Source organism: Streptomyces sp. NPDC101237, from assembly GCF_044767465.1.
Taxonomy (GTDB): domain Bacteria; phylum Actinomycetota; class Actinomycetes; order Streptomycetales; family Streptomycetaceae; genus Streptomyces; species Streptomyces gramineus.
This window is the reverse complement of the sequence record NZ_JBIWNY010000001.1, coordinates 237,395-250,394: the sequence shown is the minus strand read 5'-3', so window position 1 is coordinate 250,394 and position 13,000 is coordinate 237,395. Positions and strand designations below refer to the sequence as shown.

Here is a 13,000-nt window from a genome sequence, read left to right as displayed (position 1 = left end):
CCGGCAGGCCTCAGCCGAGCAGGCGCTCCAGCACCACCGCGATCCCGTCCTCCTCGTTGGAGGACGTCACCTCGTCGGCCACCGCCTTCAGCTCCTCGTGTGCGTTGGCCATGGCCACGCCCCGGGCGGCCCACGCGAACATCGGGATGTCGTTCGGCATGTCGCCGAAGGCGATCGTGTCGCCCGACTTCAGCCCGAGCCGCCGCGCGGCCAGCGACAGACCCGTCGCCTTCGACAGCCCCAGCGGCAGCAGCTCCACGATTCCCTCGCCCGCCATGGCCACGGTGACGAAACCGCCGGCCGCCCGCCGGGCGACCTCGGCCAGCTCGTCGTCGGAGAGCCGCGGGTGCTGGATGTAGATCTTGTTCAGCGGCGCCGCCCAGAGGTCCGCCACGTCCGTCAGCGGCGTCGAGGGGAGCGTGCCGGTCACCGCGTAGCCGGGGCCCACCAGCACCTCGCCGTCGAGGCCGTCACGGCTCGCGGCGAGGTACAGCGGGCCGGCCTCCGCCTCGATCTTCGCCAGCGCGACCCCGGCCAGCTGACGGTCCAGGGTCACGGACGTCAGCAGGCGGTGCGACCCGGCGTCGTACACCTGCGCCCCCTGACCGCACACGGCGAGGCCGTGGTAGCCGAGGTCGTCGAGGATGTGCCGGGTCCAGGGGACGGCGCGGCCCGTGACGACGATGTGCGCGGCGCCCGCCGCGGTGGCCGCGGCGAGCGCGTCACGGGTGCGCCGCGAGATCGACTCGCCGAGGCCGAGCAGGGTTCCGTCGAGGTCGGTGGCGATGAGCCCGTAGGGGAAGCTCACCGGGACACCGGCTCCAGGACCTCCCGGCCGCCCAGGTACGGGCGCAGCACCTCGGGGACCCGGACCGAGCCGTCGGGCAGCTGGTGGTTCTCCAGGATGGCCACGATCGTGCGCGGTACGGCGCACAGCGTGCCGTTCAGCGTCGCCAGCGGCTTGACCTGCTTGCCGTCCCGGAGCCGGATCGACAGCCGGCGGGACTGGAACTCGGTGCAGTCCGACGTCGACGTCAGCTCGCGGTACTTGCCCTGCGTCGGGATCCACGCCTCGCAGTCGAACTTGCGGGCCGCGGAGGAGCCGAGGTCGCCGCTGGCCACGTCGATCACCCGGAACGGCAGTTCCAGCGAGGTCAGCCACTGCTTCTCCCACGCCAGCAGACGCTGGTGCTCCGCCTCCGAGTCCTCGGGGGCGACGTAGGAGAACATCTCGACCTTGTCGAACTGGTGGACGCGGAAGATGCCCTTGGTGTCCTTGCCGTGCGAACCGGCCTCACGGCGGAAGCAGGGCGAGAACCCGGCGTAGCGCAGCGGGAGCCGCTCCGCGTCGATGATCTCGTCCATGTGGTAGGCGGCGAGGGCCACCTCGGACGTGCCGACCAGGTAGAGGTCGTCCTTGTCCAGGTGGTAGACGTCCTGGGCCGCCTGGCCGAGGAAGCCGGTGCCCGCCATGGACTGCGGCCGGACCAGCGCCGGGGTCAGCATCGGCGTGAAGCCGGCCTCGGTGGCCTGCGCGATCGCCGCGTTGACCAGCGCCAGCTCCAGGAGGGCGCCGACACCGGTCAGGAAGTAGAAACGGGAGCCGGAGACCTTGGCGCCGCGCTCGACGTCGATCGCGCCGAGCAGCTGGCCGAGCTCCAGGTGGTCCTTGGGCTCGAAGCCCTCGGCGCCGAAGTCGCGGATCGTGCCGTGCGTCTCCAGCGTGACGAAGTCCTCCTCGCCGCCGACGGGCACGTCGGGGTGGACGAGGTTGCCGAGCCTGAGCAGCAGCTCCTGGGTCTCGGCGTCGGCCGCGTCGCGCTCGGCGTCGGCGCTCTTGACGTCCGCCTTCAGCTGCTCGGCCTGCTTCAGCAGCTCGGCCTTCTCGTCGGCGGAGGCCTTGGGGATGAGCTTGCCGAGCTGCTTCTGTTCGTTGCGCAGCTCGTCGAAGCGGACGCCGGAGGACCTGCGCCGCTCGTCGGCGGAGAGGAGGGCGTCGACGAGCGCGACGTCCTCTCCACGGGCGCGCTGGGACGCGCGCACACGGTCGGGGTCCTCACGGAGCAGGCGTAGGTCAATCACGAGGCCAAGGCTACCGGTGCGGGGTTGCCCCCCACTAATCACTATTGATCCGTGTTCCGAATCGCGGCTTACGTTCCGCTATGAGGGAATTGCCGTGCGTGTCAATAAAAGGCGTCTCACTCCCTGGGACGGAGCACGCGGGCGGCCCGCGGTTGACTTGATTCCCTTGTGGAGAACGGGATTTGGGACTCGGTTGTCCACAGGGGTCCGCACCCTCCGGAAAGTTATCCACAGGGTGTGTGGACGAAGTGTGGACTCCGGAATGGATCACTCCGAGGCCGGCCCACGGAGAAGGGAATTCTCCATCCAAACCTGGACAACATCCACTTTCGAGTGGAAAGACGTCGCTCCAAAAGATGAACCATGGGAAACGAGTGGACTAAGGGTGAGGTGAGTGATCACCGGCCCGGCGGGGAGCTGGGGGACGATTTGTCGACAGGGTCAGGCGCTACTGTCGACTTGTCCCCAGGTCGAGTTGAGGACCTGTGGATAACTCCTGTGGATAACGAAGATATGGACGTATGGCCGGTTAGAAGCGGCCGTCCTGGCAGCGCGCCACCCAGTCGGAGGCAGCCATGAACTCCGTGTCCGACGTCCCCGGCCGCGTCGGCCCGACCGTCTCTCCCGGCTTGATGTCCGCCCGCGGATACGAGCCGAGGAACCGCACCTGGCGGCAGATCCGCTTCAGCCCCATCAGGGCCTCCGCCACCCGGCGGTCGGAGATGTGTCCCTCGGCGTCGACGCAGAAGCAGTAGTTGCCGATGCCGGCGCCGGTGGGCCGGGACTGCAGCAGCATCAGGTTGATCCCCCGGGTGGCGAACTCGCCGAGCAGATCGCGCAGGCCGCCGGGGTGGTCGTCGTTCTGCCAGAGCACGACCGAGGTCTTGTCCGCGCCGGTCGGCGCCGCGGGCCGGGCCGGACGGCCGACCAGGACGAACCGGGTCTGCGCGTTCTGCGCGTCGTGGATCTCGGTCTCCAGCGCCTCCAGGCCGTACCGCTCGGCCGCGAACTCGCCGGCGAACGCGGCGTCGTACCGGCCCTCCTGCACCAGCCGGGCGCCGTCCGCGTTCGAGGCGGCGGACTCCCAGAGGGCGTTGGGCAGGTGGGTCCGCAGCCAGTTGCGGACCTGCGGCTGGGCGACCGGGTGCGCGGTCACCGTCTTGATGTCGGAGAGCTTGGTGCCCGGCCGGACCAGCAGCGCGAAGGTGATCGACAGCAGCACCTCGCGGTAGATCGTCAGCGGCTCGCCGGCCACCAGCTCGTCGAGGGTCGTGGTGACCCCGCCCTCGACGGAGTTCTCGATCGGCACGAACGCCGCCTCGGCATCGCCGACGCGCACCGCGTCCAGCGCGGACTGCACGGAGACGTACGGGACGAGCTCCCGGGTGGCCGTCTCCGGAAGCGTGCGCAGGGCGACTTCGGTGAAGGTGCCTTCGGGACCGAGATACGCATAGCTCGCTGGCATGTCCCTCACCCTAATGGGCGCAGGGGAGCCAGGGCGGCCTTGTCCATCGGATCCACTCGACCGGGTGGTTTGAAACCCCGAAGCGCAACGTTCTGGGCGCCTCAGCCTTCCAGTAGCTGCTGCCCCACGTACTCCCCGTCGGCCGCCCCGCCCGGCACCGCGAACAGCCCGCTCGCCTCGTGCCGGATGTACTGCGAGAGCGCGTCGCCGCGGTCCAGCTTGCGCTGCACCGGCACGAAGCCGCGCAGCGGATCCGCCTGCCAGCAGATGAAGAGCAGCCCCGCGTCCGGCGTGCCGTCCGCGTCGATGCCGTCGTGGTACGAGAACGGTCGGCGCAGGATGGCCGCGCCGCCGTTCTGGTCGGGCCGGGTGATCCGGGCGTGGGCGTTGAGAGGGACCACGTACTCCCCGTCCGACCTGGCCTTCTCCAGGTCCATCATGGTGGTCTCGGTCCCTCCGGACAGCGGTGCCCCGTCCGACTTCCTGCGCCCGACGACGTTCTCCTGGTCGGCGAGCGACAGCTTCTCCCAGTCGTCGAGGAGCATGCGGATGCGGCGGACGACGGCGTAGGAACCGTTCGCCATCCAGGCCGGGCCGGCGGAACCGGAGGACGGTACGAAGATCCGCTGCTCGAAGTCGGACTCCGTCGGCTTCGGATTGCGGGTGCCGTCCAGCTGGCCCATGAGGTTGCGGGCCGTCAGGGGACGGCCGGTGGCCCCCGGCGTGCGGTTGAAGCCGTTCATCTGCCAGCGCACCCTGGCGGCGCTGCCCGCGTCCTTCTGGACCGCACGCAGCGCGTGGAAGGCGACCAGGGCGTCGTCGGCTCCGATCTGCACCCACAGGTCGCCGTTGCTGCGGGACGGGTCGAGGTGGTCGGAGGAGAAGTCGGGCAGCGGGTCCAGGGCGGACGGGCGCTGCTTCTCCAGGCCGGTGCGGGCGAAGAAGCTGTGGCCGAAGCCGAAGGTGAGGGTCAGCGACGAGGGGCCGGCGTCACGGGCCACGTCCGTGTCGTCCTGCGTCATCGGCTCGCCCGCCATCAGGCGCTCGGCCGTCGTCGACCAGCGGCGCAGCAGCGCGGCGGCCTCCTTGCGGCCCGCGCCCGCCGCCAGGTCGAAGGCGACGAGGTGGCCGCGCGCCTGGAGGCCTTCGGTGATGCCGGGCTGATGTTTCCCGTGAAACATCGCGCGGTCGGAACCCACCGAGCTGAGCGGAGTGGCCTGGGCGGGTGCGACCGCGTAGCCGACGCCCGCACCCGCCGCGCCGAGCACGAGGCCGCTGGCCCCGGCGGTGCCGAGCAGCGCGCGTCGGCTGAGGCCCGCGGCCGGCGGGGCCGACGGGCTCTCCCCGGTGACCGGCGGGCGGAGGGACTGGGACGGTTCAGGCATGGTGCGGTTCAGCCGATCTGCGCGTTCTTGGAGACGGTCACCTGGTCGATGTCGGAGGTCCGCACGGTCACGGAGACCTGCCAGTCACCGGCCATCGGGATCTGTACGCCGTTGGCGGCCCAGTGTCCGGTGGTGACGTGGTCGGGGGCGACGGGAAGCGGCCCGATCTTCTTGGCGGCGAGCGTGAAGGCGACCTTCACCTCGGGGATGTCGAAGGCCCGGCCGTTGGGGCGCTGGACGTAGACGTGCATCTCGTTGAGGCCCACGGCCGCGGGGTCGAGGTCGACGCGGACGACGCCCTTGCCGTCCGTGCCGCCCGTGTCGAAGGACATGTCGAGGGTCAGCGCGCCTGAGGTGGAACTCGACGCCGAGGAAGAGGAGGAGGACGCCGCCGCGGCCTTGGCGTCCTGCTCGGTGCGGCCCGGTTCGGTCTGCGTCAGCACGGTCGTGACCGCGAGCAGGACGACGGCGACCCCGGCCTCGGCGAGCACCGAGCGGCGCAGGCCGAAGCGGTTGGGGTCGGCGTCCCGCGCGCGTTTCTGCCGGGCGGCGTCCTTGGCGGCCTGCTGCCTGGCCAGCTGGGCCGCGCGGTCCGGGTCCGCCGTCTCGTCACGGGCGGAGGCGCCGGTGCCCACGGCCGCGTCCGTCGTGCCGGTCGCCTGCCGGGTGGCGGCGGACGCCTTGACGGTCTCCTTCTCCTGCTCTTGCTCCTGCTCCGTCTCCGCCACGGCGTCGGCGTCGGCGTCGGCCTGGATGTCGGCCTCGGTCCGGGCATCGGCCTCGGTCCGGGTCGAGTCCGTCGCCGTCGCGTCGTCCTCGTGCGTCCTCGCCGTGGCCGGGGCCGCGAGCCGTCCCGTCCACCGCCGCGAGACGGACGCGATGCCGACCAGGACCGCCACCAGTGCGATCTTGACCAGCAGCAGCTGTCCGTAGGCGGTGTCGGTGAAGGCGGACCAGGAGCCGAGCTGCCGCCAGGACTGGTAGACGCCGGTGCCGACCAGCGCCACCACGCTCCCGAAGGCCACGCGGGAGAAGCGGCGCACCGCGGTGGAGTCGACGGGGATGTCGGCCGGGGCCCGGTAGAGGGCGACCAGCAGGGCGGTCAGGCCGCCCAGCCAGGTGGCGACGGCCAGCAGGTGGAGGACGTCGACGGGCATCGCGACGGCCGGCTGGAGCCCGGTGGAGGCGTGCTCGGCCATGGCCCAGCTCGCCGCGAGCCCGGCGGCCACGACGGTCCCGCCGATGGCGAGGCCGAAGGTGAGGTCGCGCTTGTCCGCGCCCTCCTCGCGCTTGTCGTAGGTCCCGAAGAGAACGGCGATGAACAGCGCGGCGGCCGCGAGCAGCAGCAGCCGGGAGACCAGCGCGGCGCCGGTCTTGGTCTGCAGGACCTGGCCGAGCAGGTCGAGGTCGACGATGTCGCCGAACCTGCCGGAGGTGGTGTACGAGCCGCGCAGCAGCAGCAGCCAGAGGGTGGCCGCGGTGAGCGTCAGCCAGCCGCCGACGACCAGCCGTTGCAGGGCCTGCACGCCGGCGCCGCGCTGCCAGCAGGCGAGCACGAAGGCGGCGCCGCCGACGAGCACGATGTACCCGGCGTAGGACATGTACCGCCCGAAGCCGTACAGCCAGCCGACCGCTCCGCCGCCCGCGTTCTGGTCCCCGACCGAGGCGACGGTCGCGGAGGGGGCGCCCACGGAGAAGGTGTAGGCGCCGGCGACGGGGTGGCTGTCCGCCGAGACGACCTGCCAGGCGACGGTGTACGTGCCCTTGCCGAGGCCGCTCTTGAGCTGGACGCCGTAGCTCGTCCCGGTCAGGTTGTTCGGCTTGCCCAGGTCGACCCGCTTGCCCTGCGGGTCGAGGACCCGGATCGAGTCGTCGTTCGTCGACACGTTCTCGGAGAACGTGAGCGAGACCTGGTCGGGTGCCTTCGGGACCACCACCCCCTGGGCGGGGTCGCTGCCGGTCAGCGCGGCGTGCGCCGAGGCCGGCCCGGCGCCGGCCAGCAGCGCGCCGGTGACGGCGAGGAACAGCAGCACCAGCGTGCGCAGGCGGGGGGTGATGGTCCGTGTCAAGGTCGGTCCCTCCCTCAGTGTCCGGTCGACGGGTTGTACGTGGCGGACTTCACCGGCATCTCGACGGTGAGCGGACCGGATCTGGCGAACTTCAGTTTCAGAGTGATCGTGTCGCCCTGCTCCGGGCGGTGCTTCAGCTTCTCGAACATCAGATGGTTGCCACCGCTCTTGAACACGAGTTGACCGTGGGCGGGCACCTCGAAGGAGCTGACCTGCTCCATCGCCCCGCCGGTGGTCTCGTGCAGCGTGACCTCGCCCGCGGAGTCGCTGGTGACGGACGTCAGCTCGTCGTCGGCGCCGCTCTTGTTGGTGATCGTCAGGAAGCCGGCGGCCATGTCGGCGGAGACCGGCTGGGGCATGTAAGAGGCGCCGACGGACAGGCCGGTTCCCGAGGCGCCGGAGGTGTCCGAGCCGCCGCAGCCCGTGAGGAGCAGCGCGCTCGTCAGGGCTATGCCGGTCGTGGCCACGCCGGCCAGGGCGAGCCGCCGGCCGGTCGGCGCCGGGAGCCTGGGGACCGGACGCCTCACGGGTTCTCCCCCTTGATCAGCTTGGGGAGGTCCTTGGTGTAGTCGTCGACCGTGGCGTTCTCGCCGTAGAGGACGTAACCGCCGTCGGTCTTCGGCGAGAACGCCATGACCTGGGTGCCGTGCACCGAGACGGTCTTGCCGGTCTTCTTGTCCTTGTGGGTCGGCTCGATGGAGATGCCGATGCTGCGGGCGCCGGCCTGGATGGTGGCGAAGTCGCCGGTCAGGCCGATGAACTCGGGGTCGATGCCCTTGAGCCACTTGCCGAGTTCGGCCGGGGTGTCACGGCCCGGGTCGGTGGTGACGAACACGACCCGCAGCCGGGCCTGGTCCGCCTTGGACAGCGCCTTCTTCGCGACCGCGAGGTTGTTCATGGTCAGCGGGCAGACATCGGGGCAGTGCGTGTAGCCGAAGTAGACGAGCGTCGGCCTGCCCTTGGTCTCGGCCCGCAGGTCGTACTTCTCGCCGTGGGTGTCGGTGAGGACCAGATCGGGCTTGGTGAACGGCTGGTCCAGGACGGTCGCGGCCTTGTTCGAGGTGTCTCCGGCGACGACGGTGACGGGTGACTTGGCGTCGTCGCCGCTGCCGCAGGCGGAGAGGGTGAGAGTGGCGGCGGCGAGCAGCGCGGCCGCGGCGAACGTCTTCTTGCGCATAGGAAAATGTCCCAGATGTGAGAGATCCGGCGCGCACCGGGGGCGTACGAGGGCTACCGGGGCGTACGAAGCTGTCGGAGCCTCGACAGCCTCGCACGGCCCCCTGTGCGCGCTACGGACGTGGAGCTCAGGCCGCGGAGCCGGTGGACCGGCGGCGGCCGGCGAGGACGCCGTAGGCGACCCCGGCCGCGCCGACGACGATGCCGACGACGCCGAGGACGCGGGCCGTGGTGTCGCTGCCGCCAGTGGAACCGGAGTCGTCGGAGGCCGTGGTCTCGGTCTTGGCGGCGGTGTCCTCGGCGGCGGCGGCGGTTCCGTGGTGGTCGTCGGTGGCGGCGGACAGCGCGAGCGTCGGCGCCGGGTTCTCGGGCTCCTCCTGACCCTTCTGCTGGACCTCGATCCAGCGGACGACCTCCTTGTCGGAGTACGTCTGGATCGCCTTGAAGACCAGTTCGTCGGTGTTCTCGGGCAGGGCGCCGACGGAGAGCGGGAACTTCTGGAAGTAGCCGGGCTCGACGCCCTTGTCCTCGGCGGTCCAGGTGACCTTGGTGACCGCCTCGGAGATCTTCTCGCCGTGCATCTCCATGGGCTTGGCGAGCTTGGCCTTGGTGACCTCGATCTTCCAGCCGGCCATCGGCTGCGGCATGACGGAGGCGAGCGGGTGGTCGGCGGGGAAGTTGACCTCGACCTTGGTCGTCGAGGCGTTGTCGCGCTCGTTGGGGACCTTGAAGTCGATGACCGCGTAACCACCCTTGGCGGCGGCGCCCTCGGGCTGCACGCTGACGTGGGCGAACGCGGGCGAGGAGACGGCGAGGACGGCCGTGCCCGCGACAGCGGTGACGGCGGCGAGACGGGAAGCCTTCATGGCACGGAAAGCCTTCATGGCAGGGAGCACTCCACTCTGAGTGAGTTCTGTCGTCGAAAGGGCGCGCGGGCAGCGGAACGTGCGGGCACGCGCGGGCGCCGCGCGACGGCGGCAGGCCTTCCGGACCGGACAGATCCGGCGAAGTGCTCTGGTCGCGTCGCGTCAGGCGGCGAGAACGAGTTCGGCGGCGTCCGTGGGCGGACCGCGCCGGATCACGGAGTGCTGGAGTGCGACGGTGTGCGGCGCGGGCGGCTCGGCCCAGGTGGCGCGACGGCCGTGGACGGGCGCCTCGGGTACGGCGACGAGTCCGGCGCGCAGAGCGCACGCCAGCGCGAGCGCCCCGCGCAGGGAACGGACGAGAGCGCCCTCGGCGACTCCGTGCGTCGACAGGTCGATGAGCCGCAGCAGCGCCAGGTCGCCCCGGCGCAGCAGCCATCCGGCGATCACGGCCGCCAGGAGGTGCCCGAGCAGCATGGGTACGGAGGGCAGCATCAGGCCGGAGACCCCGGCGGCGTCCGCCGCCGTGCCCGTGCCCGTGCCCGCCGACGGACCGGGGGCGGCGGTGCTGAGGTGCGCGTCGGAGAGGATCTTGTACGCGTGGGCGGGGCTGATCTGTGCCGCCCCGGCCCCGCACACCAGTCGTGCGGCCCGCTCCACCAGCGAGGCGTCGGTCGCCGACATGCCCGGCATCGAGGGCATGGACGTCATCGACGTCACGGACGACGTCGAGCCCGCGGACATCGCCGCGGCGCCCTGCTGTCCGAGGCCGAACAGCGTGTGCAGCGTGGTCTGGACGAGCGCGAGGAGCGCCACGATCCCCGGCAGCGTGCGGGCCCGCCCGGTGAGCGGGACGACGAGTGCCAGGGTGCCCAGGAAGCCCGCGCCGAGCGTCCACAGCGGAACGGTCGCGCAGGACGCCAGGGTGTGCCCCGCCGCCGCCAGCACGACGCAGAGCGCGGCGAACACCACGGCCCGCAGGAGCCGCAGTCCGCTTCCGGTGCGCGCCGCGCGCGGGTGGGGGGCGTTCATGGCGCGCTCATCATCGCACTGGGCCCGTGCCCGTCGTACGGCAGGTCCGCAAGATTCGGTCAGGGGTGAAAGGAGTGGAAGAAGCGGAAGATCGCCCTTGCCACGAACCAGCCGTACATACACCGAAACCTCCCCGGGCGCATCCTCCGGATGGGCGTTCTCACATCAACGGAGTGCTTACACGCGCGCACGGGTGGCAATAGGTATCGGTATGTCGAGCCGCGGCCAGGAGGCTGGAGCATGAGCATCTGGTGGTCACTCCATCTGCGGCGTGAGGCCGCGAGCGTCCCGCTCGCCCGGCGGTTGCTGATCGGCACGATGGAGACGGCGGGCGTGGACCCGGAGATCTCCTACGACCTCTCCGTCGCCCTCAGCGAGGCCTGCGCGAACGCCGTCGAGCACGGCGGGGCGGGCCGGCCCTCCGAGGCGTACCGGGTCACCGCCTACCTGGACGGCGAGAAGTGCCGTATCGAGGTGACCGACTCGGGGCCGGGGCTCGGGGCGGGGTTAGCCCGCACCCAGGAGATCAGGCCCGCCCGTCCCGACGCCGAGCACGGCAGAGGGCTCTGTCTGATCAGGGAGCTCGCCGATCACGTCCACATCGGCAACAAACCGGATCGCGACGGCACGGTCGTCAGCTTCGACAAGATCCTCAAGTGGACCAAAGATCCTTCCCTGCTTTCGGCATGACTCTCCCTCCCGCATAACCCGCGCGCTAGGGTGCGCGCATGATTCTCGAAAAGATCAAAGAAAAGGCAATCCTGCCCGGCGTGATATTGCGTCCCATTGCCGCGGGCGACGCGAAACCGCTGTCCGCCGCGTACGCCGGGAACCGAAAGCATCTCGAACCCTGGGAGCCGCTCAGACCCGACTCCTTCTTCACCGTCGAGGGCCAGACCGAACGCATCGATGGCCTGCTGCGACAGGCCGCGGACGGGATCATGGTCCCCTGGGTGATGGAGACCGCGCCGGACCGCGGGATCGTCGGCGCGATCACCCTTTCCGGAATTTCCCTGGGCCCTTTCTGCAGTGCCTACGTCGGCTATTGGGTGGCCGGTGATCAGCAGGGCCGCGGGCTCGCCAGCGCCGCCCTGGAGCGGGTCTGCGAGATCGCGCGTGACGACCTGGGGCTCCACCGGATCGAGGCCTCCACCCTCATCGACAACACGACGTCGCAACGCGTGCTGAAGAAATGCGGATTCGAGACCATCGGAGATGCGCCGCAGTATCTCCACATCAATGGGGAATGGCGGGACAGCAGGCTGTTCCAGCGGGTCCTGCACGACCGTGATCCGGCCCTGTGACCGCGTGACCGCACCCCCGCGCACGGCCTCCGCCCGCCCACCGGACATGACGACGGCCGGGCACCCATCGGGTGCCCGGCCGTTCGGCGCGCGCGTCAGCTCTTGAGCGAGCCCATCCACGCCTCGACCTCGTCCGAGCGCCGGGGCAGCCCCGCGCTGAGGTTCCGGTTCCCGTCGGCCGTCACGAGGATGTCGTCCTCGATCCGGACGCCGATGCCCCGGTACTCCTCCGGGACGGTGAGGTCGTCGGCCTGGAAGTACAGGCCCGGCTCGACGGTCAGCACCATCCCCGCCTCCAGGACGCCCTCCACGTACGTCTCGGTCCGCGCGGCGGCGCAGTCGTGGACGTCCAGGCCGAGCATGTGGCCCGTCCCGTGCAGCGTCCACCGGCGCTGCAGCCCGAGCTCCAGCACCCGCTCCACCGGGCCCTCCACGAGCCCCCACTCCACGAGCCGCTCGGTCAGCACCCGCTGCGCGGCGTCGTGGAAGTCGCGGTACTTGGCGCCCGGCTGCACCGCGGCGATGCCGGCCTCCTGGGCGTCGTACACCGCGTCGTAGACCTTCTTCTGCACCGCGCTGTAGGTGCCGTTGACCGGCAGCGTGCGCGTGACGTCGGCGGTGTAGAGGCTGTGCGTCTCCACGCCGGCGTCCAGGAGCAGCAGGTCGCCCGAGCGCACCGGGCCGTCGTTGCGGACCCAGTGCAGGGTGCAGGCGTGCGGGCCGGCGGCGCAGATGGAGCCGTAGCCGATGTCGTTGCCCTCCACGCGCGCGCGAAGGAAGAAGGTGCCCTCGATGTAGCGCTCGGAGGTGGCCTCGGCCTTGTCGAGGACCTTCACCACGTCCTCGAAGCCGCGGACCGTGGAGTCGACGGCCTTCTGCAGCTCGCCGACCTCCCACTCGTCCTTGACCAGCCGCGCCTCGGAGAGGAAGACGCGCAGTTCCTCGTCGCGCTCGCGGGTGACCTTGTCGGTCAGCGCGGCCTCGATGCCGGCGTCGTACCCGCGCACGACGCGCACCGGGCCGGTGGCCTCGCGCAGCGTGTCGGCGAGTTCGCGGACGTCGGCGGCGGGGATGCCGTAGAGCGCCTCGGACTCGGTCAGGGAGTGGCGGCGGCCCACCCACAGCTCGCCCTGCCCGGAGAGCCAGAACTCGCCGTTCTCGCGGTCGGAGCGGGGCAGCAGGTAGACGGTGGCCACGTGGCCGTCGTCCTTCGGCTCCAGGACGAGTACGCCGTCCTCGGTCTGGTTGCCGGTGAGGTAGACGTACTCGACCGACGCACGGAACGGGTATTCCGTGTCGTTCGAGCGGGTCTTCAGGTTGCCGGCCGGGATCACCAGGCGCTCGCCCGGGAAGCGGGCGGACAGCTCGGCGCGGCGGCGGGCGGTGTGCCCGGCCTGCTCGACGGGCTTGAGGTCGCGCAGTTCCGTGTCGGCCCAGCCGGACTTCATGCTCTCGGCGAGCTCGTCGGACACGCCCGGGTACAGGCCGTTCTTGCGCTGCTTGATCGGCTCTTCCTGCTCGGTCTCCGGGGTCTCCGGGTTGAGCTCGTCGGCCACGGTCATCCTCCTCGACACTGCACTGAATCCCGACCATCGTACGGTCGTACTGAACGACGACCCAGGGC

General features: G+C 70.9%; 12 protein-coding genes. 2 read left to right on the top strand and 10 right to left on the bottom strand.

Annotation, left to right across the window (positions count from 1 at the left end; translation table 11 throughout):
* Positions 1 to 10: 10 nt before the first annotated feature.
* The 9 genes from ACIRQ9_RS01190 to ACIRQ9_RS01150 form a co-directional block, all read right to left on the bottom strand.
* A complete protein-coding gene (locus tag ACIRQ9_RS01190) occupies positions 11 to 808 on the bottom strand; it encodes an HAD family hydrolase (protein ID WP_404165837.1) in 798 nt (265 codons plus the stop codon).
* Positions 805 to 2,082 (bottom strand): serine--tRNA ligase, encoded by a 1,278-nt coding sequence (serS, locus tag ACIRQ9_RS01185; protein WP_404165835.1) that lies wholly within the window; start codon positions 2,080 to 2,082, stop codon positions 805 to 807. The genes ACIRQ9_RS01190 and serS overlap by 4 nt, the downstream gene beginning before the upstream one ends.
* A gap of 529 nt (positions 2,083 to 2,611) precedes the next feature.
* Complete coding sequence (pheA, locus tag ACIRQ9_RS01180) at positions 2,612 to 3,547, bottom strand: prephenate dehydratase (protein ID WP_404165833.1); 936 nt, start codon at positions 3,545 to 3,547, stop codon at positions 2,612 to 2,614.
* Between the two features lie 101 nt (positions 3,548 to 3,648).
* Positions 3,649 to 4,932, bottom strand: a complete 1,284-nt coding sequence (gene efeB / locus ACIRQ9_RS01175) for an iron uptake transporter deferrochelatase/peroxidase subunit (RefSeq protein ID WP_404165831.1) — start codon at positions 4,930 to 4,932, stop codon at positions 3,649 to 3,651.
* 8 nt (positions 4,933 to 4,940) lie between these two features.
* Positions 4,941 to 7,001, bottom strand: a complete 2,061-nt coding sequence (locus ACIRQ9_RS01170; protein ID WP_404165829.1) for a copper resistance CopC/CopD family protein — start codon at positions 6,999 to 7,001, stop codon at positions 4,941 to 4,943.
* 14 nt (positions 7,002 to 7,015) lie between these two features.
* A complete protein-coding gene (locus ACIRQ9_RS01165) occupies positions 7,016 to 7,528 on the bottom strand; it encodes a copper chaperone PCu(A)C (protein WP_404165827.1) in 513 nt (170 codons plus the stop codon).
* Positions 7,525 to 8,178 carry an SCO family protein gene (locus ACIRQ9_RS01160; protein ID WP_404165825.1) on the bottom strand — a complete coding sequence of 218 codons (654 nt, stop codon included), beginning with the start codon at positions 8,176 to 8,178 and terminating at the stop codon, positions 7,525 to 7,527. Before ACIRQ9_RS01160 ends, ACIRQ9_RS01165 begins: the two co-directional genes overlap by 4 nt.
* Positions 8,179 to 8,305: 127 nt before the next feature.
* On the bottom strand, positions 8,306 to 9,043 hold the full coding sequence (locus ACIRQ9_RS01155; protein WP_404165824.1) for a YcnI family protein: 738 nt from the start codon (positions 9,041 to 9,043) through the stop codon (positions 8,306 to 8,308).
* A 162-nt stretch (positions 9,044 to 9,205) separates the two neighbouring features.
* A complete protein-coding gene (locus tag ACIRQ9_RS01150; RefSeq protein WP_404165822.1) occupies positions 9,206 to 10,072 on the bottom strand; it encodes a hypothetical protein in 867 nt (288 codons plus the stop codon).
* A gap of 240 nt (positions 10,073 to 10,312) precedes the next feature.
* On the opposite strand from ACIRQ9_RS01150, the gene ACIRQ9_RS01145 reads away from it, so the two are divergent.
* A complete protein-coding gene (locus ACIRQ9_RS01145) occupies positions 10,313 to 10,762 on the top strand; it encodes an ATP-binding protein (protein ID WP_404165820.1) in 450 nt (149 codons plus the stop codon).
* A 38-nt stretch (positions 10,763 to 10,800) separates the two neighbouring features.
* A complete protein-coding gene (locus tag ACIRQ9_RS01140; protein ID WP_404165818.1) occupies positions 10,801 to 11,376 on the top strand; it encodes a GNAT family N-acetyltransferase in 576 nt (191 codons plus the stop codon).
* 95 nt (positions 11,377 to 11,471) lie between these two features.
* Here ACIRQ9_RS01140 and ACIRQ9_RS01135 read toward each other — a convergent pair whose 3' ends face one another.
* Positions 11,472 to 12,938, bottom strand: coding sequence for an aminopeptidase P family protein (locus ACIRQ9_RS01135; RefSeq protein ID WP_404165816.1), 1,467 nt, complete (start codon positions 12,936 to 12,938; stop codon positions 11,472 to 11,474).
* Between the last annotated feature and the right edge of the window lie 62 nt (positions 12,939 to 13,000).